This is a genomic window from Methylobacterium isbiliense, assembly GCF_022179325.1.
Taxonomy (GTDB): Bacteria; Pseudomonadota; Alphaproteobacteria; order Rhizobiales; family Beijerinckiaceae; genus Methylobacterium; species Methylobacterium isbiliense.
Genome location: NZ_BPQQ01000046.1, coordinates 1 through 22,458 on the forward strand (window position 1 = coordinate 1; position 22,458 = coordinate 22,458).

The window sequence follows — 22,458 nt, forward strand, 5'->3', positions numbered from 1 at the left end:
CACATTCTGCGATGACCCCAGGAGACGGAACAGGGCGTCCGCTTCCTGAAAACCTACACCGTGTTCAACGTCGGCCAGATCGACGGCCTGCCTGAGGCCTTCGCGATCCCGCCGGCCGAGGCGTCCCCTACCCTTCCCGGCCCGGAGCCGATCGCGCACGCGGAAGCGTTCTTCGCCGCCACGGGCGCCGACATCCGGCACGGCGGCGCGCAGGCCTTCTATCACGCCGGGGCCGACCATATCGGCATGCCGCCCCTGTCCGCCTTCCGCGACGCCGAGAGCTATTACGCCACCCTCGGGCATGAGGCGTGCCACTGGACACGCCACCCCTCGCGCCTGGACCGCAGCTTCGGGCGCAAGCGCTGGGGCGATGAGGGCTATGCCCGCGAGGAGCTTGTGGCGGAGCTCGGGGCCGCGTTCCTCGCCGCCGATCTCGGCCTCGCCTTGGAGCCCCGCGAGGATCACGCCGCCTACATCGCGGACTGGATCGAGGTCTTGAAGGGCGACAAGCGGGCGATCTTCTCCGCCGCCGCCCACGTGGAGCGCGCCGTCAAGTTCCTGCACGGCTTGCAGCCGGGAGCTACGGCCGAGGCGGAGGCCTCTGAGCCGGAGCCCGAGGCCGAGCACCGCGCCACGCCGGCCCACCGCTTCGAGGCCGCCGCGTAAGGCGGCCTCGCCTCCCCCACCCGATCATCCCTGACCTTTGAAGGATCGCACCATGACCGCAGCCACCGTTGCCGTGACCGCCCCCGCCCCGGTTCCTGCCGTGCCCGCCGAGGCGCTGATTCCCCTGACAAAACTCAGCGTAGCCCCTGAGAACGTGCGCCGCACCGACAAGCGCGGGGGCGTCGAGGGTCTGGCCGAGAGCATCGCCGAGGAAGGCTTGTTGCAGAACCTCGTCGTGTTCGAGACGGAGGCGGGCCGCTTCCGCGTCGTCGCCGGCGGCCGACGCCTCGCCGCCCTCAAGCTGCTGGCGAAGGCCGGCCGGTGGGGCGGCCCCGTGCGCTGCCTCGTGCTCCCGAGCGAGGCGGCGCAGCGCGTCAGCCTCGCCGAGAACGTGATGCGGCGCGCCCTTCACCCCGCCGACGAGTTCGAGGCCTTCGCCGCCCTCATGCATGAGGGCCACGACGCGCCCGAGGTCGCCCGACGTTTCGGCACGACAGTGCGTCACGTCGAGCAGCGCATGAAGCTCGCCGCCGTGTCGCCCGCCCTCGTCAAGGCCTATCGGGCGGGTGACATGACGCTCGACCAGCTCACCGCCTTCGCCGTGGTGGACGACCACGCCCGGCAGGAACAGGTGTGGAACACGCACTATGTCCGCGAGAGCACCGGCCAGGGCATCCGCCGTGCCCTTCTGTCCGAGCACGTGCCCGTCACCGACAAGCTCGCCCGGTTCGTCACCTTGGAAGCCTATGAGCAAGCCGGCGGGGTCGTCACCCGCGACCTGTTCAGCGACGATGAAGGCGGGACGTGGCTCGCCGACCCGGACCTGTTGCGCCGGCTCGCGGCCGAGAAGATGGGGGCTGAAGCCGCCGCCCTCTCGGCCGAGGGGTGGGGCTGGGTGGAGACCTTCGAGCAGTTTCCCTACTCCGGGTTCTACAACTTCGGCCGGGTGTATCCCCGCGCGCTCCCCTTGTCGGCGGAGGATCGGGCGGAACTCGCCCGCCTCACCGAGCGCCGCGACACCATCCTGACGAGTCTGGAGGCGGCGCCGGACGAGGTCCTCGGCGAGGAGTTGGCGACCGTCGAGGCGGCGATCGGCGCGGTGCGGCAGCGCGATTACGGGTTCACGCCTGAGGACATGGCGCGGGCTGGCGCGGCAGTCGGGCTCACCCATGAGGGCCGGCTCAAGGTGGAGCGCGGGCTCGTGCGGCCCGAGGACGTGCGGCGAGAGAAGAAGGAGCGCGAACGGGCCGAGCGCGCCGAGATCGCGGCGGCCCGGGTTGAGGCCGGTGAGACCGTGACTGAGGCTCCCTTCCCTGCCCTGTCGGACGTGCTCACCGAGGAAATGACCGCTCTCCGCACGGCGGCGTTGCGTGTCGAGGTGATGCGTCGGCCGGACCTGGCGCTGGCTGGGGTCGTCCATGCGCTCGCCATGCCCGTGTTCTACACCCATGCGTGGCGGGCGGAGTCGGCCTTTGAGATCAAGGCCACGAGCATCGATCTTGTCGGCCGGATCGCGGGGGCGGAGGCCTGCCCCACGTTGGCGGCGATGACCGAGGCGAGGGAGGCCTGGGGCTATCGCCTGCCGGGCGACGTGGGCGACCTGTGGGAATGGCTCACCGAGCAGAGTGGGGATACGCTTCTGGACCTCCTCGCCTACCTCGCCGCGCAGAGCCTGAACGGGGTGAAGCAGCGTCACGAGCGTGGCCGGCCGGGGCGGGTCGAGCACGCCGATACGATCGCAGCCTCGGCCGACCTCAACATGCGGACGTGGTGGAGCGTGGATGCCGCGTTCCTGGCCCGTCTCAGCAAGGCGCAGATCGCGGCGGCCGTGGCGGACGGTATGGGTGAGGAGGCGGGCGATCTCCCGCCCTTGCTCTTGAAGTTGCCGAAGGCCGAGGCCGTGAGCCGGGCGGCGCAAGCCTTGGATGGTCGGGGATGGCTACCCGAGCTCTTGCGCACCACGCGGCAGGACGGAGAGACCGAAATCCGTGCCCGGGCTTCCCAGCGGATCGCGGTCGATGTCATCCGCAACACCGACGACGTCCATCCCGAGACCGTCCACGCCGTGGCAGCGGAGTAGTCAGCCTCCGCCGGGGCCGATCGGCCCCGGCTCCCCCTCGGGACCAGAATTTGGCGGGCCGCGGCGCTTGAGCGCCGCGGCCCGCCGCCGTTTGCAACGGCGGTTGTCCACCCCTCTGGGGCGGAGCGCGCCGGCCGGCGCGCGGAGCAGTCGTCCCCCGGCCCGCTCTCCCCATGCAGGGCCGTAGGGACGGGGGACGACTGTGGTCAACCGCCCGGCGCGAAGCGCCGTCCGGCATCGTTAACCGGGTGTATAGCCCCTCACCCTACAACACCTCTTCACTCCAACACCCATGCAGATTAGGGTGTATACACGCATAGCCGGATAGGTGTTGCATGAAGGTGCTCTCCATCGTCTCGCAGAAGGGTGGCGTCGGTAAAACCACCCTCGCCACGGCGCTCGCCGTCGAGGCGAGCCGCGGCGGCAAGAAAACCGTGCTCTTCGACCTCGACCCCCAGGCCAGCGCCTCGTTCTGGATGGATACCCGCAAGGACACGACGCTTGCCATCACGGCGATCCCGGCCGCCCGCCTCGGCCACGTGCTGGGCGCGGTGCGCGAGGCCGGATGCGATCTTGCCATCATCGACACGCCGCCCTTCGCCAAGGACATCGCCTTCGAGGCGGCCCAGCAGGCCGACTTCGTGCTCGTGCCGTCCCGCCCGGCGGTCCTCGACGTCATGGCCATGACGCGGACCCTCGACCTGGTGAAGCACTACGGCAAGCCGTTCTCGGCGGTGCTCACCTTCTGCCCGCCGCAGGGACGCGAGCTGGACGACACGATGGCGGTCATCCGGCAGCTCGGCGCCGAGATCAGCCCCGTACGGATCGGCAACCGGATTGCCTACTCACGCGCCCAGCAGACTGGTCTTGCGGCTCAGGAGATCGACCCCGACGGCAAAGCCGCCCAGGAGATCGCAGAGCTTTACGCCTATGTGTGCATGCACCTATACAAACCAGATGGTATGGGAGTAGCCCATGAAAAACGCGCTGCAAGCGGTGCTCGATAAGGCGTCGGCCGGCGATGACGCCGCGCCCGCCCCGAAATCCGCGGCTCCACCCTCTCCGAAACCGGCCCGACAGGCAGCCGCCCGCGCCTCACCCCGACGGAGCGCCCCGGCTGCTGCCGGCAATGATGCCGTGGTCGCTGAGGCCACGCCGCGCTTCCATCGGCCGTCCCGCGAGGACAAGCGCCTCGTCGCGGGCCACTTCGCTCCCAAAGTGGCCAAGCAGCTCAAGCTGATCGCGGTGGAGGACGACACCACCGTTCAGGCGCTCCTCGAGGAGGCCTTGGACCTGCTCTTCGCCAAGAAGGGCAGGGCGCGCATCGCGGAACTCCTGAAGTCCTGACACATCGACGTGTGTGACTTTAGACGATGCTACGCCTATGATGATGTGAGTGCATACACGTGAGCCAGCGCCAGTACATCGACCGGCAGTCCGACCTCTTCGTGCCCTTCGTCGCGGGGGGGCTCTCGCTGCGCGACCAGCGCGAGACCATGGAACGGCCGTTCTTCAGCCTGTCGAAGAACAAGCGCCTGAAGCCGATCGAGTACCGCAGCCCTGACGGCAGCGTGTTCGTGAACGTCTATCCGAACCCCGAGTTCGGCATGGCGACCATCTGGGACGCCGACATCCTGATCTGGGCGGCCTCTGCCCTCACGGACCTCAAGCGGCGAGGGGCGAACGATCTGCCCCGTACCCTACACTTCCAGCCCTACGACCTCCTCACCACGATCTGTCGCGACACGGGTGGCCGGGAATATGCGCTGCTGCGCAACGCGCTCGCGCGCCTCCAATCCACCTCGATCGTTACGAACATCCGTGCCGAGAAAGCTCGCCGCAAGCAGCGCCAGTTCGGCTGGATCGAGTCGTGGTCCGACCTCGTCGACGAGGCCACCGACCAGAGCCGCGGCATGAGCATCACGCTCTCCGACTGGTTCTATGAGGGCGTCGTCATGGACGGCGGTGTGCTGGCGATCGACCCGGCCTACTTCTCGCTGACCGGCGGACGGGAGCGCTGGCTGTACCGCGTAGCCCGCAAGCACGCCGGCGGGGCCGGCCCCGCCGGGTTCGCGATCACGCTCCCGACGCTCTTCGAGAAGTCCGGCGCCGAGGGAACGTATCGGCGCTTCAAGTTCGAGATCCAAGGCATCGTCCGCCGCAACGAGCTGCCAGGGTTCCAGCTCGCGCTGGAGCTCCCCGACGGCGTCGATGAGCCCATGCTGCGCATGCGCCGCACCAGTAGCGCTGAGGAAGGTGAGGGGACCACCTCGACCAGCTCCGAGGCGCGCCCGCGGCGCAACGCGAAGGCTTCGCGCTCGGCACCACCCGAGCAAGGCCGGTTCGAGCCCATGTTCCGGTTCCTGACAGATGAGACGATCAACGCCGTGCGGCGCGACTTTCCCGGCTGGGACGTGCATGCTCTCAAGGCCGAGTTCGACGTCTGGATCGACGGCGGCGAGAACCGGCAGCCGCAGGACTATCAGGCTGCGTTCTACGGCTTCGTGAAGCGCCACGACGCGCGAAACCGCCACCAGCTCTCGCGCTGAGCCCCGTTCCCGAAGTCCCGACACTCAGGCCGGGATTGCCGAAATGACCAAATACAAGCTTGACAAATCGGCGTGAATCACTTCGCGCGCAAGCCTTTGCGGCAGCTTCGGGATTTCGGGAACGCGGTCGTCGGGACATCAGGAACGCCGGGAGCCTTGAGACTGTGCCGCCGTCACTCGGGAGATCGGGAACGATCTGGCGGGACATCAGGAACGGCAATGTCGGGACTTCAGGAACGATCTGGCGGGACTTCGGGAACGCAAGTTTCCCGACAAGTCATTGATCTACAAACACTGTTCCATGTCTTATCCACAAGCTAACCTTCTAACGAGTCTCAGATAACCTTCTAACCGCCGCCTCTTGGGGGCTCCGCCCCCGCCGGCTCGCTGCGCGCCTTCGGCGCTCCGCCCCGACCCCTCCACTTCGCTCACGCTCCGTTCCAGGGTCTCCCACCCGGCATCCCCCAGAATCGGCGTCGGCCTAGTCGGCCGACAGATTCGTGTCTTGGCGACCTTTTGAGAATCGTGAGCCAAGCGGAATCGCCGCAATTGGCTTCCGAGAAGCCAAGGCAGTTCCGTCGAGGCGAGCTGGAAGAGGGTCGAGGCTGGCAGAATCGGCCCTGGGCGCCCTTCGGGCGGTGTGGAGAGGCAAGGCGGGGTCCCGGACGTGCTCGGGAGGGTCAGCGCCTTGCCGCCGTCCTGGGGCTTCTGTGAGGACGAAGCCGTGGAGACCTATTCCGCGTCCGCGCGGATCGGCACGGTTGGGAAGGGCTGGCCCGGCGCCGGAGCGGACGCGTTCGGGGGATCGAACAGGCCGCGGAACTCCGGATCGGCGTAGTAGGCCACCTTGCGCGCGAGGATCGAGGCTTCGCCCGCCAGGAACAGCAGGGACGTACCCGGCGCCAGCCGCCGCACCTCGTCCGGCGTGAGGAGGGCGCGCCGGGTCAGGTGCGTGCTCGTCGTCTCGCTTGTGGAGGAGCTGCGCCCGCCCTGCGGGCTGTTCTGGCTCGACGTGCCGGTCGAGCCAGTCTCGTAGGCCGTCGTGGTTTCACCCAGGGCCCGCGAGACCCAGGCCGCGGTGTCGACGTCGTTGACGTTGAACACCTGCGTGACGCCGGCATTCGCCAGGAAGGTGCCGGCCCGCTCGCCGTAGATGCTCCGGAGCTGATGCAGGTCCTGGAGGATGGGCCAGAGCTGGAGGCCGTAGCCGGCCATAAGCCCCATCGCACGCTCCACCGGCTCGAGGCGGCCGAGCGCCGCGAACTCGTCGAGCAGGAACAGGACGGGGGAGGGGGGCTTGGTGGGTGAGCGCGCCATGGCGGTGATCGCCTGCGCCACCACGAGCCGAAGCCAGCGACCATAGGCGTCGAGGCGATCGGGCGGGAGCACCAGGAATACCGTGCTGGTGCCTGCCTTCAGGTCGGCGAAGGTGAAGTCCGAGCGGGCCATGACGGCGCCCATGCGCGGCGAGTCGAGGAAGTGAGTGTGGCGCTGGGCGGCCGAGAGCACGCCGGAGGCCTCGCGATCGGATTTGGAGAGGTGCCGGTTCGCTGCGCGCGCGATCAGGCCGCCTGCGGCGTGGCTCGCCTGCATGCCGGTGAGCAGGGCCCGGAAGGCGTCGGGGGCGAGGGTCACGAGCTCGCGCACCCGGGCGAGGTTCCTGCGATACGGCTCCTCCTCGGCCACGACGTGCAGGATGAGGCCGGTGAGGAGCGCCTTGGCCTCCTCGTTCCAGTGCGGTTCGGACGAGCCCGGCGGATCGGAGACGAGCGCGTCGGCGAGCGTGGTCGCGTCCTCGGCGGCATCGGGCGAGGTGAGGTCGATCGCGTTGAGCGGGTTGTAGGCGGCCGAGAGCGATCCTGAGACCCCGAACGGGTCGAGGACGTGGACCGGGCCGAAGCGGTGGCGCCGGCGGGCGGTGACCCGGGCGTTCTCGCCCTTGGGGTCGATGCAGAGTACGCTCCGCTCAGCGGTCAGCAGGTTGGGGATCACGGCGCCGACGCCCTTGCCGGAGCGGGTCGGGGCCAGTGTGAGGAGGTGCTGCTCGCCCGCGTATCGCAGGAGCCGGCCGCCCTTGCGATCCTCACGACCGACGATGAGGCCGGTGTTTCGCTCGCCGGCGAGCAGAGCGCGCACGCGGGCCCGCGCCATGAAGCGGGCGGAGCCGAACACGTCCTGGCCGGGGGCGGGGACGAGGCGGCGATAGAGCCAGCCGGCGCCGAAGAAGATGACCGGCCAGCACCCCAGGAACGTGACCAGCGCGGCGCGATCGGCGGCGCGGTGCTCCCAGCTGAACCAGCCGTGCAGAACTTGCAGCGTCGCCCAGCCCACCGTCCAGTAGGACGCGACGCCGGCGAGGACGAGGGGCACGAGGAAGCGGATCACGCGCTTGCCCGCGGCTCGAACAACGACCGCAGCACCCCGATCAACTGCTCCTTGGCTTGGCGCGCGCCCGCATCGTCCGCATGCGTCTTGGCCAGGAAGTCGTCGAGGGTAATGGCTGCGGTGCCGTTGTCGGCTTCAGCTCCGGGGTCGCGCACGTCGAGGTGGGCCCACTCGTGCTCCACGTACAAAGCCCGGTTCTCTTCCTCGAAGACCAGGCGCCACCAATCCTCGATGTTGTTGACCGGGCCTTTCGCGATCCGGTGCAGTTCGCGCTTGAGGGTCGCCATCAGATCTCCTTGGGAAGCGTCGGCGCTCGGGCTGGTCATCCTCCTACGGCCAGATCGGCGCAACTTCGGGGCGGAGGGGGCGCGCCACGTCACCAAGCCTCCTCGGGAGGGGTTGCCCACTCGGCTGCGAGCTCGGCGCCGGCGCGATCGAGCGGGCCTCGGCGTCCTCCCGCGCTCCTCGAGCGCGACCGGGTCGTATTCGTGCGACTGAGCCGGCGACGGAGCTGGCGGGCACTCACGAGAGCAAGGTGGGCCAAGCGTTCGTCGTCCAGGGCCGTCACGAGCTCGTCGAGATCGAACGCGTTGGCCTGCGCGGCGAACCCGGCCGCCGTGATCGGCTCGGCCGTGGGCGAGGCGACCTCTGGCGATGGCTGCTTCGTTCGCCGCGGCGGGCGTGAGGCCGGCAACGGAGCGATCCAGCCGAAGAGGTCGGCCTGGCGCTCGTCCGGTCGTGACTGGCCAGCCATCAGGTGGCTGCACCCTCGTGGCTCGGCTCGCCTCGCAGCGCCGCTCGCCCTCGCTCACGCCAGGCGTTCACGCGCGTGAGCGGGGAGGGGGTGCCGGGCGTCGGCTCGCGCAGCTCGTCGGCGAGGTGCATGAGCGCGCCCAGGATCACGGCGCGGGTGTCGGGCTCGGCCGAAGCGATGATCTCCTCGAGGCCGCTCAGGGCGACGAGGCCGCCGAGCTCGATGAGGCGGCGGGTGCGAGCGCGGCGTTCCACCATCCAGGCTCTCGTGTCCTGTCGCGCGCTGGCGGCCTCAGCCCGCCTGACGCTCGCCGTCGCTCGGCGCAGCGCCGCCGAGGTTTGATGCAGCTCCCGCAGCAGCGTCGCCGGTGCCGTTCGCCCGGGAGCCGCGTGCGCGCTTCTCGCGGCGAAAGAACGCCTCGCCGCGGCGGCGGTACGCCTCCTTGGCGCTGGCGTCCCCCTTCAGGGCCTCGATCGCGGCCAGCAGCGCGCCGGCCAGCGTCTCCGGGTCGAGGCTGTCGGCCCCGGTGGCGGCGACGATCTCGCCGAGCTGGACGGTTCGCTTGGCGCGGAGCTGCTTCTGGCGATCGTGGAGCGCCTTCAACTCGGCGTCGATGTCGCGAGGCTTGCGCATCAGGTCGGGTGTCCTTCGATGGTGGGTGGCTTGACGGTCTGCCAGAGCGCGTCGGTCTCGTCCGGCGTCATCGTGCTCTGGGCCTCCGCCGCGCTGGCGAGATCGACGAGGCGGCCGGCGAGGAAGGCGCGGGCGACGGCCTCGATGAGATCCTCGGGCCAGGCCGGATGCACCCAGATCGGGATCACGAGGCCGTCGAGCACGTCCTGCTCGATGGCAAAGAGCACCTTGTGGAACGGCTCGGTGAAGCCGGGACGCTTCTGGTTCCGGAGCACGGTGGCGATCGTGATCGTGGTCGGAAAGCGCATGGCTCTATTCCGACGCGCGCGGCATTGTGGTCGACACGGGCGGCTCGATCGCAACCGCGAGCGCGTATTCGGCATCCTTCATCTCGGCCTCGGCCGCGAGCACGGCGCGTTCGGCGGCACTGAACGCCACCAGGAGCTCCGGCCGGAGGGCGCCAGCCCCGGCCGCCTCGGCCGCGGCAACCTCTTCGGCGAGAGCGTCGCGCCGGTCGTAAGCTTCGCCCAGCGCCCTCCGTGCGGCGTGCTGCCTGTCCCGCAAGCGCGCGATCTCATCATCCTCGACGGCCACCATCGTCTCGCCCCCGTCTGGATGGAGGCTAGCCGCTTCGGCCGCCGCCGCCAACCCAGCTCGACCAGGGAGCGTCATCGGAGCTGCAGCGCCCGTCACCTCCGGAGCGAAGGAGAGGAGTGCGCGCTTATACGTTGCTGCGCAACGTGCGCTCTGCGTGCCCCATCGGGCTAGTCAACGCCACCTGCTGCGGCTACGGTGGCGGCGGGTGCGCTGGGCTGTGGAGACAGAGCCCAGCCACCTGTGTCGGCGGCGGCTCTGCTTACCCCCGCGAAGCGCGTCGCCGGCACCCGATGTTGTCCTGTAGGCTCGACGAGCAGCACGGTGGCGATCTATCACTTCTCAGCCAAGGTGATCTCCCGTGCCGCGGGCCGCAGCGCCGTGGCGGCAGCGGCCTACCGCTCGGCCTCGGAGCTGCACGATGAACGAGCCGAACGGGCCCACGACTTCACGGCTAAGACCGGCGTCGTGCATTCTGAGGTCCTGCTGCCTGAAGGGGCACCGGAGCGCCTGTCCGACCGGGCGACCCTGTGGAACGAGGTCGAGGCCACGGAGAAGCGCAAGGATGCGCAGCTCGCCCGGGAGGTGGAGTTTGCCCTCCCACGTGAGATGACCCAAGCCGAGGGCGTCCGGCTCGCGCGGGAGTTCGTGCAGCGCGAATTCGTCGACCGCGGCATGGTGGCGGACCTGAACGTGCATTGCGACCGGGATGCGCAAGGTGAAGCGAAGCCGCACGCTCACGTGATGCTCACCTTGCGCGAAGTCGGGCCGGAGGGCTTTGGCAAGAAGGCGCGGGTGTGGAATGCGACCGAGGAGCTGCGCGGTTGGCGCGAGCGCTGGGCCGAGCACGTCAACGGGCGCTTGGCCGAGCTCGGCATTGACGCGCGAGTGGACCATCGCTCGCTGAGAGAGCAGGGCATCGATCTGGAGCCGCAGCACAAGATCGGTCCAGCTGGAGCGCGACGTGAGGAGCAAGGCGAGGAAGCCGAGCGTGCCGACGAGCACCGGGCCATTGCTGCCAGGAATGGCGAGCGGATTGCGGCGGAGCCCGAGATCGCGCTGCGGGCGCTCACGCACCAGCACTCGACCTTCACGCGCCAAGACCTCGCGCGGCTCATTCATCGGCACTCGGACGGGCAGGAGCAGTTCGATCGCGTGATGGCGCGTGTGGAGGCCTCGCCTGAGATCGTGCGCCTGGGCGAGGACGGGCGGGGGCGGGAGCGCTTCACCACGCGCGAGATGATCGGCGTGGAAGAGCGGATGGAGCGCGCGGCCGATCGCATGAGCGAGAGCCGGGGGCACAGGGTCGGCTCATCTGCGCAAGAAGCCGCCCTGCGCTCGCATCAGCTTGGCGATGAGCAGGAGGCGGCGTTCCGGCATGTGACGGGGCGCGGGGATCTGGCGCTCGTCGTCGGCTTTGCCGGCACGGGCAAGAGCACGATGCTGGGGGCCGGGCGTGAGGCATGGGAGGCGCAGGGCTATCAGGTCCGGGGCGCGGCGTTGTCGGGGATTGCGGCCGAGAACCTGGAGGGCGGATCGGGCATCGCCTCGCGCACGATCGCCTCGCTTGAGCACGCCTGGGGACAGGGGAGAGAGGGGCTGACCTCGCGTGACGTGCTGGTGATCGACGAGGCCGGGATGGTGGGCTCGCGGCAGATGGAGCGGGTGCTGTCGCATGCGCAAGCGGCAGGCGCCAAGGTGGTGCTGGTCGGCGACCCGGAGCAGCTGCAGGCGATCGAGGCCGGAGCCGCGTTCCGAGCCCTCGCGGAACGGCACGGGGCGGCGGAGATCACGAGTGTGCGCCGGCAGGCGGAGGAATGGCAGCGGGCGGCCACGAAAGAGCTGGCGACGGGGCGCACGGGCGAGGCGCTCTCCCGCTATTCGGCAGCCGGCATGGTCCACGAGCACGGAACCCGGGAAGAGGCCAAGGCCGCCTTGGTGGAACGCTGGGATGGGCAGCGGCGGGCAGCCCCGGATCAGAGCTCGGCCATTCTGGCCTACACACGCGACGACGTGCGGGGGCTGAACGAGCTCGCCCGGGCCAAGCTGCGCGAGGCCGGCGAGCTTGGAGCCGATCAGATGGTCACGACAGAGCGGGGCGAGCGCGCCTTCGCGCCGGGGGACCGGGTTATGTTCCTGCGCAACGAGCGCAGCTTAGGTGTCAAGAACGGCACGCTTGGCACCCTGGAGCGGATCGAGGGCGCCTCGTCGCTGACCGTGCGCCTGGACGGGCCGGAAGGCGCGCGGGTGACCTTCGACCTGAAGGACTACGCTCATCTCGACCACGGCTACGCGGCCACAGTCCACAAGGCGCAGGGCGTCACGGTCGACCGGGCGCATGTGCTCGCGACGTCGCACATGGACCGGCATGCGGCTTATGTGGGTCTCACCCGCCACCGTGAGGGGGTAGAGCTACACTGGGCCAGGGAGGACCTGAGGGACCGGGTAGGACTCGATCGGGCGCTCTCGCGGGAGCGGGCGAAGGACACCACCCTTGACTACCAGGCGGGCTTTGCCGAGCGGCGGGGGATCGTGCCCCCTTCCGAGATCGTGGTGCCGCGCTCGGCGGCCGAGCAGGAGCCGACGCCAGAGCGGGCCTCACCGCGGCGGGGCAGGTTCGCGGGCCTGAAGCTCGGGGCCGGCGCTACTCGGCATCCCGACCCGCGCGAGGCGGGGCGTGGCGCGACCCGAGAGGCGGGTCGGGCGCTGGATCACACCCGTGTCGCACAGGCGATCGACGGCTATGCCAGGGCCTTTGCCGACGCCCAGCGGATGCGCGACGCCGGTCTGCCGGTGCTGCCGCACCAGGAGCTCGGGCTGGCCCGCGCCAGCGAGCGCCTGGAGCAGGCCAGCACCGCCCTTGCAGGCGATCTGCGCAGGGCACTGGAGCGACAGCCGGAGCTGGCCGCCGGGATCGCAACCCGAGAGGGGCGGGCGGCGCTGATGCAGGCGGTTGCACAGGAGCGGAAGGTGCGGCTCGACCCCTCTCTTCGGGCTGAGCGCTATGTGGAGGCTTGGACCAAGCTCGAGGAAGAGCGCGGAACCCTGGCGAGCTGGGGAGTGGAGGGCGAACAGCGCCAGGTGGTCGAGAGCCGGATGCGGGAGCTGGCCGGCGCCATTAAGCGCGACCCTGAGGCCGAGAGCACGATGAGGACAAGGCGGCAAGAGCTCGGGATCGCGGCGGGCTCGCGGCTTGCCCGGGTCCTGGAGGCCTCCTCCGAGCGCGAGGCCTTACAGCAGACGCGCAGCCAGGGGCTGAGCTTGGGCCGGTAACAGGACAGGCGTGGAATGGCAGAGCGAAGGAATGGCGGATTGGATTGAGGGGCTGGAGCCGGGGATGGCGGAGGGGGAGCCTGACGCGGCAACGCTCGCCTTCGAGAGCCTGACGGGAGAGGTGGCGGACGTGCGTGCCGAGCTGTCGGTGCTGCGCCGAGCGGTCGAGGCGCTCGGGCCAGCTCTGAGCGAGGGGCGCCCGCCGGACTACAGCCCGACTCTGGCGCAGATCGCCCAGCAGCAGGCCGCTCTGGGGTCCCACATCGAGCGGATGGAGAAGCACCCGGCCCTGCAGATCGGCCCCGAGGCCTTCGCGGCTCGTGTGAGCCACGCGATCGAGCAGGCGGGGCGTGGGGTGCTGCGCGATGCGGAGCACACCGCTCAGGCGATCCGGGGCGCGGCCCGGGAGGTGGAGGCGGTCCTGAACTCCGCCCGCACGCGTGCGCACCAGAACAGGAGGCTCCTGCAGGCGGCGGTGATCGGGCTCGGGGCCGGCTTGGTGCTGTTTCCGCTCATCGGGTTCCCGTTAGCGCGGGGGCTGCCCTTCGGATCGCTGCCGGACAGCCTTGCGGCCTCAGCTCTGGGGGAGGACCGCTGGAGTGCGGGCATGGGGCTGATGATGCGAGCGAACCCAGGGCAGTGGAACGGGCTCGTGGAGGGCTGGCGTCGGGCTGAGGCTGCTGGCGAGGAGCTCAAGAGCTGCTTTGATGCTGCTTCAAGGACGGGCAAGGAGCAGAAATGCTCACTGTCGATCAGGCCGCCGCTGCAACCAGGCCGACAGTGAGCTCCAGGCCCGTCCGGATCTGCCTTGACGCGCTGACAGACGCCTACTTGCGTGCGCTGCCCGAGCGAGCCCGTGCTTCGGCCACAACCTTCTTCAAATCATCGTACCCCAATCCCGGCACTTTGAACGGCCCGACGAGAAGGCCCGGCGTGCCGGTCAGTCCAAGCGCATCCGCTTGCGCGGCGTTGCGGGCGAGCACGGCCTCGATCTCGGCTCCCCTCGTCTTCACGTCAGCATCGACCCTATCGAGGTCAAGACCTGCTTTCACCGCAGCAGCGCGGATCTTATCCTGGTCCAGCCTGCCGCTCGTTTCCATGAGAGCGGCATGGATCTCGGCATACCGGCCCTGATATCTGGCCGCGAGCGCCAGCCGCGCCGCCACCTGCGAGTGCTGGGTGAGAATGGGCCAATCCTTCAGAACGAGGCGGATATTCCCGTCCTCGGCCGTCAGCCGCATGAGGTCGGGGTGCAGCTTCCGGCAGTAGGGGCACTGGTAATCGAAGAACTCGACGATGGTGACATCGCCCTTCGGGTTGCCGAGGACCGGCACGTCAGGATCGTGCAGGACCGCCCTTTCGTTGAGGATCGGATGTTCCTTGGCGGCTTGGGCCATGCCTAGGGTCGGAGCGACCAGCAGCCCCACAAGGGCGAACGCAGAGGCGATGGCGATCGCAACGGAAGTCGTCTTCTTCATGGAGGATTGTCTCATTTGCTGGCGGAAACAGCAGTCGGGCGGGCTGCGGCCTTATCGAAGGCTTCGAGCACGGCGCGTGTGGTCAGAAGTTCGGGGAGAACGATCCCTGCTGGAGCGCCGGGGCCGTAGACCACGTCGAACGGGATGCCGTAGCGCCCGAAGCTCTGGAGATAGGCCGCAATGCGCTCGTCCGGCTTGGTCCAGTCGCCTTGGACCGGCACAACATCCGAGGCGAGCCGCCGCTTCACGGCCTCGTCATCGAGGGTGAGGGCCTTGTTGACCTTGCAGGTGACGCACCAGGCGGCGGTGATATCAACCAGCACGGTCTTTCCCTCCCCGACGAGCGCTTTAACCTGCGGCTCGTCAAACGCGCGCCACCGGATGGCGTCCGTCTGCGGGTCTGCGCCCTTGCCGGTGAAGTTCACCGCGCCGACCACCGTGACCGGGACAGCGACGAGCGCGAGCGACAGGGCCGCCTTGGCGGCTCCTGAGGCGCCCTGCCGGAGGCGCAGGCCGACGATGACGACCGCCAGGGTCAGAGCGAGCCCCGCGGCCGACACGATCCCGGCGATCGTGCCAACGATGGACAGGAGCCACATCGCGGTGACGAGAAGGCCAGCTGCCATGATCCGCTTCAGGACGAGCATCCATCGACCAGGTCGTGGGATCAGCGTCGCGAGGCTTGGGACCGCGACGATGACGAGGTAAGGCAACGCCATCCCGAGCCCCAGCGCCGCGAAAACGAGGTAAATCTCGCCCGTCCCTCGTGAGAGGGCGAAGCCGACCGCTGTTCCGACGAAGGGCGCCGAGCACGGCGTTGCAAGCAGCGTCGCAACGAACCCGCTGCCGAAGTGGCTGGCAAGCGAATGGCCGCGACCGACGCGGTCGAGCGCGCCGGCGATGCGGGCCGGCAGAATGACCTCGAACAATCCGAGAAGGTTAGCCGCAAACAGCGTCAGGACGGCGGCCATGACCGCCAAGAATATAGGCTGCTGGAACTGAATGCCCCAGCCGATGGTGGCGCCGGTGGCCTTGAGGGCGACCATCGCCGACGCCAGGGCGAGGAATGAGGCAATAACCCCGGCGGCCGAGGCTGCAAAGCCCGTCTGGATCCTGCGCATGCGTCCAGCGTCCCGGTTCACGAATGCCAGGAGTTTGAGCGAGAGCACCGGAAACACGCAGGGCATCAGGTTGAGGATGAACCCGCCCGCGAGGGCGACCCCGAGCATCAGCCAAAGACCTTGGTCGTTCGTCTGACGCGGGCTCGGCGGCGCTGCCGGCGTATTGGTGGCCCAGCGTCCGGTTGACGCCTCAATTGCATGCTCGCCGTCGACGAGCGTAATCCGGAGCGGCCGGTTTCGCAGGTCTTCGGTTTTCTCAGCCTCCAGGGGGACCGTGAGGGTCGCAGTACCGCCTGGACTGATCGTCACCCTTGGCTTCGAACCAAAGACGGGCGGGTCGCTCTCCACGAAGAGGTCGGGCGCCTCGAAGGCCTCGGTTGCCTTCGCGATCACCTCGAGCTCGGGCGGGCTTGCTTCTTTTAATCGAATTGAGGAGATCGAGAGCGCGTTCGACGAGGCCGCCGGCACACGTTTGCGCCAAGTATCGATGATCGCCTGCTCGCCGGAGCGGCTGTCACCAGGGGCAATGGTCCCGGTCATCGCGTGGTCGTCACGGACACAGATCGTGGTGCAGGCGTAAAGGCCGAGCTTGAGCGAAACCTGTATGGGAGCGTTCGGGTCCGGGACACGCGCCTTGATCGGGAAGACGACCTCGTCCTTGTAGCCGATCGTCTCGACCCCGAGGAGCTCCATGCGGTGCGGGGCCGGCCATAGCGGCTCCGCTTGTTCGAGATTGGTCGACATGGACCAGTCGAACTCGGGCGGCAAACCGCTATCGCCAGGCGAGCGCCAGTAGGTCTTCCAGCCCGAGCCAAGCCTGACCCTGACCCCAAGCCAGACGGTCTGAGGCTCGAGCGGGTCGTATTCTCCGATCAGGAGATCGACCTTGATATCGGGACGTGCCGGTGGGCTGCCGAGCTGGGCGACGCCTGGGCTGCTCCCAGCAAGGTATGTCGCAAGGATGGCGACGAGCCATGTTAGCTTTCGCATGATTGAAATCCCTTGGGAGCGGTGGTCAGGCGCGTCGGCCGTGCGGGAGCACCACGACTTTTGAGCCGGCTGGAACACGCTGATACAGGTCGATCACGTCCTGATTGAGCAGACGGACGCAGCCGCTCGAAACGTCCTGGCCAATGCTGGAGGGGTCGTTCGTGCCGTGCAGGCGGTAGAGTGTGTCGCGGCCGTTCTGGAACAGGTACAGGGCCCGCGCACCGAGCGGGTTCTCGGTACCCGGCTTCATTCCGCTCGCGTACTGCCGGAGCTCAGGCTGCCGCTTGATCATCTCCGTGGGTGGTGTCCAGGTCGGCCATTGCGCCTTGCGCGCGATCGTCGCGGATCCACTCCAGCCGAAGCCTTCCCGTCCCACACCGACGCCGTAGCGCATGGCGTATCCGCCCTCTTGGACGAGGTAGAGGAATTTGGCATCGGGATCGACGACGACAGTTCCGGGCGGATGATGCGTGTCATAGCGCACGCGCTGGCGTGCATATTTCGGGTCCAGTTCGTCGGCACGAATGGCCCGGACGGGAAAGCGCTCGTCAGGGAGCGCCTGGTACCGTGTCTCGACAGCCGCAAGCCTCTGCGGTGCTGTGGCCGCCAGAGAGACTTGGGTTGAGGCAGTTTGATTGCAGGCGGCGAGCGCAAGGCTCACGCCGATAAGGAGGGCCGGACGCAGGGCGAAGCCCACGCGCCGTGGCGTGCATGATGAATGCATGATCCTGAAGACTCCTGAGTTCGTGCATGACGAAGGGGGCGCGTCAAGCGCGTCCGCGTCAGGCTGCGAACCGGGGCGGTCGGTCAGGTGGAGCGTTACAGCATTGTGTCGCCAGGGTCAGATCGTACAATGGCGCGATGCTGGAACGTTGCGGGACAGGGGCCGACGTGACACCCCGGCCATCAAGGCTGGCGGCCGGCACGCCCGACGAAGCACAAGTGTTAGGCTGGCCCGGCAAGGCCTTCTTGGGACAGCGCTTGCTAGCCTGGCTCGGACCGGACACGACCTGCGTGACCTGCGACGCGGCCGCATTCTGTGGCTTTGCTATTGTCGCCATAAAGGGCGCAACCAGGAAAGCTGCCAGCACAAGCAGGACCGTGAGGGCACGAGCGGCGCCGGATGGCGACGTCTGCCCATTTGGATCCCGATGCTTGTGCGTCCTGACCATCAAACCATTTTCAGCAAGAACCGGCATCGAGCATGCTTCGGGGAGGGCGCGCAACCGGTCGCAAAGTCACATGCCGGGGACACCTCCTCACCCGCCGCACGCGATCTCGTCACACTGACGGACAGAGGCAACGATGCGAGCAAGCGACTTGGGTCCCGGGTAGCCGAGCACGCCTGCCCCGGCAATCAGGAATGAGGGGGTGGCGGCGAAGCCGAGAGAAGCGGCCAAACGAAGCTGCCACTCGAGGGCCTCTCCGATGTCGGCTCCACCCGCAACTCGTGTGATCTCGTCGCGGGTCGAGCCGAGTTCGACTGCGACAGCCAGCGCCTTTTCGCCATCGATTTTGCCAGGGACCCGGTAAAGCCGCCTATGAAAGTCATAGGCGAGAGCAGATCCGCGCAGCTTCAGAACGGCGAGCTCAATGCGTGCGGCATCCTTCGATTGCGGCGACAGGATCGGGTTGTTGACGAGGCCGAGCCGTAGGCCCTTGTCGGCACTAATCAATACCTCAAGATCCTTGGCCGCCTTCCGGCAGAAGGGGCAATTATAGTCGTAAAACTCAACGAGGGTGACATCGGCCGCCTCAGAGCCGACCCGAATGAGGCCAGGTAGCTCGTCAACCTCAGAGAACAGTTCGACCGGTAGGCGCAGGTTCTGAACAGGGGTCCCCTCGTCGGACCTGATCGCGTACCAGCCTTCCCCGGTCTCGGCCCTGGCTTGGCCGATCCCGGTGGCCAAAACAGCGGAAACAGCCATGAAACGTCTACGATTGAGAGACATACGTTCTCCGCATAGCGCCGCACTTGAATTCAGACCTCAAATGGCCAACCGTCTCTGTCCCTGGGTCCAGTTACCTGTTTTAACGAGAGCGTCTTGGCAAGATAACAGCTCATTGCGCGATCCTTTCGTGCGAGAAGCCCACCTCTTTACCGGCGCGAGAAGATGTACTTGGCAAGGGCAATCACTGCGAGAACAAGAACGATGACGATCAGGAGCCCGAAAAAGCCCATGCCCCACATCATTCCTCCCCCCATCATGTCGTTCATCATCGACTCACCTCCTCCTGAGGGCCGCCCGCCTGCTGGAGCGCTGGAAAGCCGCCTGCGACATGCGCCACGTTCGTGATCCCCATCTCCTTCAGGCTCTTCGCCCCGAGGGCAGAGCGGTTGCCTGAGCCGCAGTAGAGTACCAGTTTCTTGCCCGCGCCGAGCTCCGGCTTGTGGGTCGGGCTGTTGGGATCGGCTTGGAATTCAAGGAAGCCGCGGGGCACATGCACTGCTCCTTGGAGCTTCCCTGTCTTCTGCAACTCCTCGCCTTCACGGACGTCGACAAAGACCACGTTCGGGTCGCCGAGCAGCTTCACAGCCTCCTGGCCCGATAGGGTTTCGACCTCCCGGCTTGCCTCGGCCACCAGATCCTTTGCGCTTTTCATCGCCATAATCGGCTCCTTCACTCGTCCCACGGTGCGTCGAGCGCATCGAGGGGGATCTTGAGATAACGTTTGCTGTTGTTCTCGGGCTCAGGCAGTCGACCACCCCGAATGTTCACCTGCAGGGAGTGCAGGATCAGTTTGGGCATTGGGAGTTCGCGGTCGCGTTTCTCTCGCAGAGCCACGAACTCACCTTCTGTCTTTGCCTTCGTGAGGTGGGTGTTCTCGGCCCGCTGCTGTGCGACCGTGCTCTCCCAGCGGGGCTCCCGGCCACCCGGCATGTAGTCGTGCCCGGTGAAGAGGCGCGTATTATCGGGCAACGCCATGATGCGCTGAATGCTGTTCCAGAGGGCCTTGGCACTCCCGCCGGGAAAGTCGGCGCGTGCAGTTCCCCCATCGGGCATGAAGATCGTGTCGTGGATGAAAGCCGCATCGCCAACGATGTAGGCGACGGAAGCCAGCGTATGTCCGGGCGTGAACATCACTTCCACGTCCATCTTGCCGATGGTGAAGCGCTCCCCATCCGCAAAGATCCGGTCCCACTGCGAGCCGTCGGTCGGGAAGCTGTCTGGCAGGTTGTAGAGCCCCTTCCAGAGCTTCTGGACCTCGGTGACCTTCTCGCCGATCGCCGTCGGGACGCCGGTCTTGTCCTTCAGGTATCCTGCCGCCGAGAAGTGGTCGGCGTGGGGGTGTGTGTCCAGGATCCACTCGAGGCTGTAGCCCTCCTGGTCGATGTGCGCCAGGAGCTCGTCGGCGGAGTGCGTAGCCGTCGCGCCCGACTTCGGATCGAAGTCCAGCACCGGGTCGATGATGGCGCAGCGCTTCGTCTCCGGGTCAGCAACCACGTACTGGACGCTAAACGTTCGCTTCTCGAAGAAGGCCTTGACGATGGGGCGCCCGCGTAGGGGCTCTTTATTCGTGATCATGTTTCTGATTACTCCTTTCGTTGCTTGCATCAGGCGTTGCTGGCCAGCGACAGGGCGCCACGTAAGACGATGTAGAGGCCAACGACGATCACGAGGCTTGCGAAGACGAGGTTGAGGGTCTGTTTGCGCTGAGCCAGAGCCTTCCCGAGTTTTACTCCGGCCAATCCCCCCAAGAGACCGCCTAGGACGAACAGGCCAGCCAAGGGCCAGTCGACCAGCCCAGAAACCGCGTAGCTCGCTGCTGTAGCCGCGCCAAAGGCGCTGACCGCAACGAGGGATGTGCCAATCGCGGACGTCAGTGGCATGCCGGTCGCGAGGATCAGACCTGGCACGATCAGGAAGCCACCGCCGATCCCAAAGAACCCGGAGAACACGCCCACTGCGAAGCCGATTGCAAGCAGAAGAGGGAGAAGTTCCCTTGCGGTCTCGCTGGAGAGGCGCACATCCGGGTTGCCGCCAGTGCTGCGTTTGCGCAGCATGAGGCCGCCAACGACGACCATGATGACCCCAAACAAGGCCAGAAGCTTCTGGCCATCGAGAGCCTTTGCAACGGTTGACCCTGCAAAAGCGCCAAGGACGCCGGCAGCCGCGAACACGGCGGCGCAACGCCATTTGACGTTGCCAGCGCGCCAGTGCGTGAGCAGGTTGCCGAGAGCGCTCGCCGAGACCGCTACCGCGCTCGTGCCGATTGCGATGTGCGGCGAGGTCACGCCGACGACGTAGACGAGTAGAGGAACCGCAAGAATGGAGCCTCCCCCGCCCACAAGGCCCAAAACGAGCCCGACGACCCCGCCTGAACCGGTAGCCAGGAGGCTTATGGCCAAGGGGGGCATCATGTGCCGGCCTCCTTGGCGCTGCGCCTGAAGGTCGACTGCGGCCAGTCGGCCGGCACAAAGCGGAAGATCGCCATTCCTGCGAGCAGGGCCGCGACGAACACGAAGGCCTGCCAATGCCCGAACGGGAGGATTGTGAGCGCGGGGCCAGGGCACAGGCCGACCAGACCCCAGCCAATGCCGAAGATGGCCGCACCCGTCAGCAGCCGGGGTTCAAGATCGCGGCGGGTCGGGATCTCAAGCTTAGGAGCGAGAACCGGCACGCCCCGACGCTTGGCATAAGCGTAGCCCAGGGCTGAGACCAGGACAGCCCCTCCCATGACGAAGGCAAGGCTCGGGTCCCAGTTGCCGAAGATGTCGAGGAAGGCGAGAACTTTCGCGGGGTTGACCATCTGCGAGATTATCAACCCAAGGCCGAAGAGCAGGCCCGCCGCAAAGGATGAGGCGATCAGGGCCATTGCTTAGCCTCCCATGAGATGGCGCGTGACAAAGACGGTCAGGATGGCCGTCATCATGAAGACGAGCGTTGCGGCAATCGAGCGTGGCGACCCGCGCCCGATCCCGCAGACGCCGTGACCACTCGTACAGCCCGCACCAAGGCGCGTGCCGAACCCGACTAACAGTCCTGCCAGGACGAGCAGACCCGTGGGAGCATCAAGCTCGACCGGTGGAAGGGAGCCACTCACGGCGGCGTAGAGCAGGGGCGCGATCAGGAGGCCAGCCAAGAAGGCTAGGCGCCAGCCGAGATCACTCCGAGCAGGTTGAAGGAGCCCACCAAGGATGCCGCTGATGCCCGCAATGCGGCCATTCAGCACGAGGAATAACGCGGTGGATGCGCCGATGAGCAGTCCGCCAATCAACGCCGGCACGGGGGTGAAGTGATCCATAGGCGTCCCGATTAGATTGTCGCGTTGAGGAACCAAGCCGCGGCGCGTTACGACACGACCGTGCATTAAATTAGACATATCTTAATTAGATGTCACTAAACTAAATGTCAAGCGGGTAGCGAAGCGGGAGGTGCCTCCATGAGGTTGGCACCATTTCGCGTACGCCGGCTGCGGCAGTCTCAACGATGCGGAAGCAACTTAGCTGGTGGGCAGATCCGGACAGAAGAGATCTTTGAGTAGCTCGATGATCCGTGCTGCCTTGGGATCGGCCACGCGATAGTAGATGGTCTGCGACTGGCGGCGGTAAGCCACGAGGTCATCGTCTCTCAGCTTTGCGAGGTGCTGCGAAAGCGCAGATTGGCTCAGCCCAACGGTCTCCACGAGCGCTCCCACGCTCATCTCTCCGCGCGCGATAAGGTGGCACAAAATCAACAATCGCTTCTCGTTCGCGAGAAGCCTCAAAAGCTGTGCCGCTTCGCCCGCTTTCGCCTCCAAATCTGTTAACCGGGCCAGCTCCTCAACCTTCATGCCTGTATCCCGTATATTAGTATTGAATAATTTAGCTTGCACTCACATATGCGTCAAGTAGGCTTTCGTGAATGGGTGCTCCCTGATGATGCTGTCTCGTCGCGCTTTGATTGCCGCAGCCGCAGCCGCTGCAGGTGGCTGTGTAGGGCGGTGACAAAAC

24 protein-coding genes are annotated in these 22,458 nt (G+C 67.2%); 7 read left to right on the forward strand and 17 right to left on the reverse strand.

Annotated features, from left to right (window positions below):
- The first annotated feature begins 60 nt into the window (after nucleotides 1-60).
- From MFF61_RS19915 to MFF61_RS19935, 5 genes are all read left to right on the forward strand, one after another.
- Nucleotides 61-666, forward strand: a complete 606-nt coding sequence (locus MFF61_RS19915) for an ArdC family protein (RefSeq protein ID WP_306423404.1) — start codon at nucleotides 61-63, stop codon at nucleotides 664-666.
- 52 nt (nucleotides 667-718) lie between these two features.
- On the forward strand, nucleotides 719-2,746 hold the full coding sequence (locus MFF61_RS19920) for a ParB/RepB/Spo0J family partition protein (protein ID WP_238237339.1): 2,028 nt from the start codon (nucleotides 719-721) through the stop codon (nucleotides 2,744-2,746).
- Between the two features lie 335 nt (nucleotides 2,747-3,081).
- Nucleotides 3,082-3,753 (forward strand): AAA family ATPase, encoded by a 672-nt coding sequence (locus MFF61_RS19925; RefSeq protein ID WP_238237340.1) that lies wholly within the window; start codon nucleotides 3,082-3,084, stop codon nucleotides 3,751-3,753.
- The gene (locus tag MFF61_RS19930; protein WP_238237342.1) at nucleotides 3,722-4,093 is read left to right on the forward strand and encodes a ribbon-helix-helix domain-containing protein; all 372 of its coding nucleotides are present in this window, start codon (nucleotides 3,722-3,724) and stop codon (nucleotides 4,091-4,093) included. Before MFF61_RS19925 ends, MFF61_RS19930 begins: the two co-directional genes overlap by 32 nt.
- A 59-nt stretch (nucleotides 4,094-4,152) precedes the next feature.
- A complete protein-coding gene (locus tag MFF61_RS19935; protein WP_238237343.1) occupies nucleotides 4,153-5,295 on the forward strand; it encodes a replication initiator protein A in 1,143 nt (380 codons plus the stop codon).
- A 732-nt stretch (nucleotides 5,296-6,027) separates the two neighbouring features.
- Here the strand turns inward: MFF61_RS19935 and MFF61_RS19940 are convergent.
- From MFF61_RS19940 to MFF61_RS19965, 6 genes are all read right to left on the reverse strand, one after another.
- The gene (locus tag MFF61_RS19940) at nucleotides 6,028-7,626 is read right to left on the reverse strand and encodes a type IV secretory system conjugative DNA transfer family protein (RefSeq protein ID WP_373324770.1); all 1,599 of its coding nucleotides are present in this window, start codon (nucleotides 7,624-7,626) and stop codon (nucleotides 6,028-6,030) included.
- A gap of 50 nt (nucleotides 7,627-7,676) precedes the next feature.
- Nucleotides 7,677-7,967, reverse strand: coding sequence for a hypothetical protein (locus MFF61_RS19945; RefSeq protein ID WP_238237345.1), 291 nt, complete (start codon nucleotides 7,965-7,967; stop codon nucleotides 7,677-7,679).
- Nucleotides 7,968-8,433: 466 nt separating this feature from the next.
- The gene (locus tag MFF61_RS19950) at nucleotides 8,434-8,691 is read right to left on the reverse strand and encodes a conjugal transfer protein TraD (protein WP_238237346.1); all 258 of its coding nucleotides are present in this window, start codon (nucleotides 8,689-8,691) and stop codon (nucleotides 8,434-8,436) included.
- 34 nt (nucleotides 8,692-8,725) lie between these two features.
- Nucleotides 8,726-9,067 carry a conjugal transfer protein TraD gene (locus MFF61_RS19955; protein WP_238237347.1) on the reverse strand — a complete coding sequence of 114 codons (342 nt, stop codon included), beginning with the start codon at nucleotides 9,065-9,067 and terminating at the stop codon, nucleotides 8,726-8,728.
- Nucleotides 9,067-9,375, reverse strand: a complete 309-nt coding sequence (locus tag MFF61_RS19960) for a hypothetical protein (RefSeq protein WP_238237348.1) — start codon at nucleotides 9,373-9,375, stop codon at nucleotides 9,067-9,069. Before MFF61_RS19960 ends, MFF61_RS19955 begins: the two co-directional genes overlap by 1 nt.
- A 4-nt stretch (nucleotides 9,376-9,379) precedes the next feature.
- Complete coding sequence (locus MFF61_RS19965) at nucleotides 9,380-9,664, reverse strand: hypothetical protein (RefSeq protein WP_238237349.1); 285 nt, start codon at nucleotides 9,662-9,664, stop codon at nucleotides 9,380-9,382.
- A gap of 321 nt (nucleotides 9,665-9,985) precedes the next feature.
- Here MFF61_RS19965 and traA point away from each other — a divergent pair, with 321 nt between their 5' ends.
- Nucleotides 9,986-12,934, forward strand: coding sequence for a Ti-type conjugative transfer relaxase TraA (gene traA, locus MFF61_RS19970; RefSeq protein ID WP_238237353.1), 2,949 nt, complete (start codon nucleotides 9,986-9,988; stop codon nucleotides 12,932-12,934).
- A gap of 10 nt (nucleotides 12,935-12,944) precedes the next feature.
- Nucleotides 12,945-13,718, forward strand: a complete 774-nt coding sequence (locus MFF61_RS19975; protein WP_238237354.1) for a DUF6118 family protein — start codon at nucleotides 12,945-12,947, stop codon at nucleotides 13,716-13,718.
- A gap of 43 nt (nucleotides 13,719-13,761) precedes the next feature.
- On the opposite strand, the gene MFF61_RS19980 is transcribed toward MFF61_RS19975, so the two are convergent.
- The 11 genes from MFF61_RS19980 to MFF61_RS20025 form a co-directional block, all read right to left on the reverse strand.
- A complete protein-coding gene (locus tag MFF61_RS19980) occupies nucleotides 13,762-14,412 on the reverse strand; it encodes a DsbA family protein (protein ID WP_238237357.1) in 651 nt (216 codons plus the stop codon).
- Between the two features lie 11 nt (nucleotides 14,413-14,423).
- Nucleotides 14,424-16,523, reverse strand: a complete 2,100-nt coding sequence (locus MFF61_RS19985) for a protein-disulfide reductase DsbD family protein (RefSeq protein WP_238237363.1) — start codon at nucleotides 16,521-16,523, stop codon at nucleotides 14,424-14,426.
- A 25-nt stretch (nucleotides 16,524-16,548) separates the two neighbouring features.
- Nucleotides 16,549-17,220 (reverse strand): L,D-transpeptidase, encoded by a 672-nt coding sequence (locus MFF61_RS19990; protein ID WP_238237365.1) that lies wholly within the window; start codon nucleotides 17,218-17,220, stop codon nucleotides 16,549-16,551.
- Nucleotides 17,221-17,782: 562 nt separating this feature from the next.
- Nucleotides 17,783-18,475 (reverse strand): DsbA family protein, encoded by a 693-nt coding sequence (locus tag MFF61_RS19995; RefSeq protein ID WP_238237367.1) that lies wholly within the window; start codon nucleotides 18,473-18,475, stop codon nucleotides 17,783-17,785.
- A gap of 146 nt (nucleotides 18,476-18,621) precedes the next feature.
- Nucleotides 18,622-18,744: a hypothetical protein gene (locus tag MFF61_RS33880; protein ID WP_283206016.1), complete on the reverse strand. Its 123-nt coding sequence runs from the start codon at nucleotides 18,742-18,744 to the stop codon at nucleotides 18,622-18,624.
- Nucleotides 18,741-19,133, reverse strand: a complete 393-nt coding sequence (locus tag MFF61_RS20000) for a rhodanese-like domain-containing protein (RefSeq protein ID WP_238237369.1) — start codon at nucleotides 19,131-19,133, stop codon at nucleotides 18,741-18,743. The genes MFF61_RS33880 and MFF61_RS20000 overlap by 4 nt, the downstream gene beginning before the upstream one ends.
- An 11-nt stretch (nucleotides 19,134-19,144) precedes the next feature.
- The gene (locus MFF61_RS20005) at nucleotides 19,145-20,050 is read right to left on the reverse strand and encodes an MBL fold metallo-hydrolase (protein ID WP_373324768.1); all 906 of its coding nucleotides are present in this window, start codon (nucleotides 20,048-20,050) and stop codon (nucleotides 19,145-19,147) included.
- Nucleotides 20,051-20,079: 29 nt separating this feature from the next.
- Nucleotides 20,080-20,886, reverse strand: coding sequence for a sulfite exporter TauE/SafE family protein (locus MFF61_RS20010; protein ID WP_373324769.1), 807 nt, complete (start codon nucleotides 20,884-20,886; stop codon nucleotides 20,080-20,082).
- Nucleotides 20,883-21,341: a DUF6691 family protein gene (locus MFF61_RS20015; RefSeq protein WP_238237372.1), complete on the reverse strand. Its 459-nt coding sequence runs from the start codon at nucleotides 21,339-21,341 to the stop codon at nucleotides 20,883-20,885. The genes MFF61_RS20010 and MFF61_RS20015 overlap by 4 nt, the downstream gene beginning before the upstream one ends.
- A gap of 3 nt (nucleotides 21,342-21,344) precedes the next feature.
- Nucleotides 21,345-21,770 carry a YeeE/YedE family protein gene (locus MFF61_RS20020; RefSeq protein WP_238237375.1) on the reverse strand — a complete coding sequence of 142 codons (426 nt, stop codon included), beginning with the start codon at nucleotides 21,768-21,770 and terminating at the stop codon, nucleotides 21,345-21,347.
- A gap of 198 nt (nucleotides 21,771-21,968) precedes the next feature.
- A complete protein-coding gene (locus MFF61_RS20025) occupies nucleotides 21,969-22,298 on the reverse strand; it encodes an ArsR/SmtB family transcription factor (protein WP_238237379.1) in 330 nt (109 codons plus the stop codon).
- Nucleotides 22,299-22,458 lie beyond the last annotated feature (160 nt).

Excerpts from the sequence above, each read along its gene's own strand:
- MFF61_RS19920 (WP_238237339.1), top strand. The coding sequence starts at position 719 with ATGACCGCAGCCACCGTTGCCGTGACCGCCCCCGCCCCGGTTCCTGCC.
- MFF61_RS19925 (WP_238237340.1), top strand. The coding sequence starts at position 3,082 with ATGAAGGTGCTCTCCATCGTCTCGCAGAAGGGTGGCGTCGGTAAAACC.
- MFF61_RS19930 (WP_238237342.1), top strand. The coding sequence starts at position 3,722 with ATGAAAAACGCGCTGCAAGCGGTGCTCGATAAGGCGTCGGCCGGCGAT.
- MFF61_RS19945 (WP_238237345.1), bottom strand. The coding sequence starts at position 7,967 with ATGGCGACCCTCAAGCGCGAACTGCACCGGATCGCGAAAGGCCCGGTC.
- MFF61_RS19950 (WP_238237346.1), bottom strand. The coding sequence starts at position 8,691 with ATGGTGGAACGCCGCGCTCGCACCCGCCGCCTCATCGAGCTCGGCGGC.
- MFF61_RS19955 (WP_238237347.1), bottom strand. The coding sequence starts at position 9,067 with ATGCGCAAGCCTCGCGACATCGACGCCGAGTTGAAGGCGCTCCACGAT.
- MFF61_RS19960 (WP_238237348.1), bottom strand. The coding sequence starts at position 9,375 with ATGCGCTTTCCGACCACGATCACGATCGCCACCGTGCTCCGGAACCAG.
- MFF61_RS19965 (WP_238237349.1), bottom strand. The coding sequence starts at position 9,664 with ATGGTGGCCGTCGAGGATGATGAGATCGCGCGCTTGCGGGACAGGCAG.
- MFF61_RS19980 (WP_238237357.1), bottom strand. The coding sequence starts at position 14,412 with ATGAAGAAGACGACTTCCGTTGCGATCGCCATCGCCTCTGCGTTCGCC.
- MFF61_RS19985 (WP_238237363.1), bottom strand. The coding sequence starts at position 16,523 with ATGCGAAAGCTAACATGGCTCGTCGCCATCCTTGCGACATACCTTGCT.
- MFF61_RS19995 (WP_238237367.1), bottom strand. The coding sequence starts at position 18,475 with ATGTCTCTCAATCGTAGACGTTTCATGGCTGTTTCCGCTGTTTTGGCC.
- MFF61_RS33880 (WP_283206016.1), bottom strand. The coding sequence starts at position 18,744 with ATGATGAACGACATGATGGGGGGAGGAATGATGTGGGGCATGGGCTTT.
- MFF61_RS20000 (WP_238237369.1), bottom strand. The coding sequence starts at position 19,133 with ATGGCGATGAAAAGCGCAAAGGATCTGGTGGCCGAGGCAAGCCGGGAG.
- MFF61_RS20005 (WP_373324768.1), bottom strand. The coding sequence starts at position 20,050 with ATGATCACGAATAAAGAGCCCCTACGCGGGCGCCCCATCGTCAAGGCC.
- MFF61_RS20010 (WP_373324769.1), bottom strand. The coding sequence starts at position 20,886 with ATGATGCCCCCCTTGGCCATAAGCCTCCTGGCTACCGGTTCAGGCGGG.
- MFF61_RS20015 (WP_238237372.1), bottom strand. The coding sequence starts at position 21,341 with ATGGCCCTGATCGCCTCATCCTTTGCGGCGGGCCTGCTCTTCGGCCTT.
- MFF61_RS20020 (WP_238237375.1), bottom strand. The coding sequence starts at position 21,770 with ATGGATCACTTCACCCCCGTGCCGGCGTTGATTGGCGGACTGCTCATC.
- MFF61_RS20025 (WP_238237379.1), bottom strand. The coding sequence starts at position 22,298 with ATGAAGGTTGAGGAGCTGGCCCGGTTAACAGATTTGGAGGCGAAAGCG.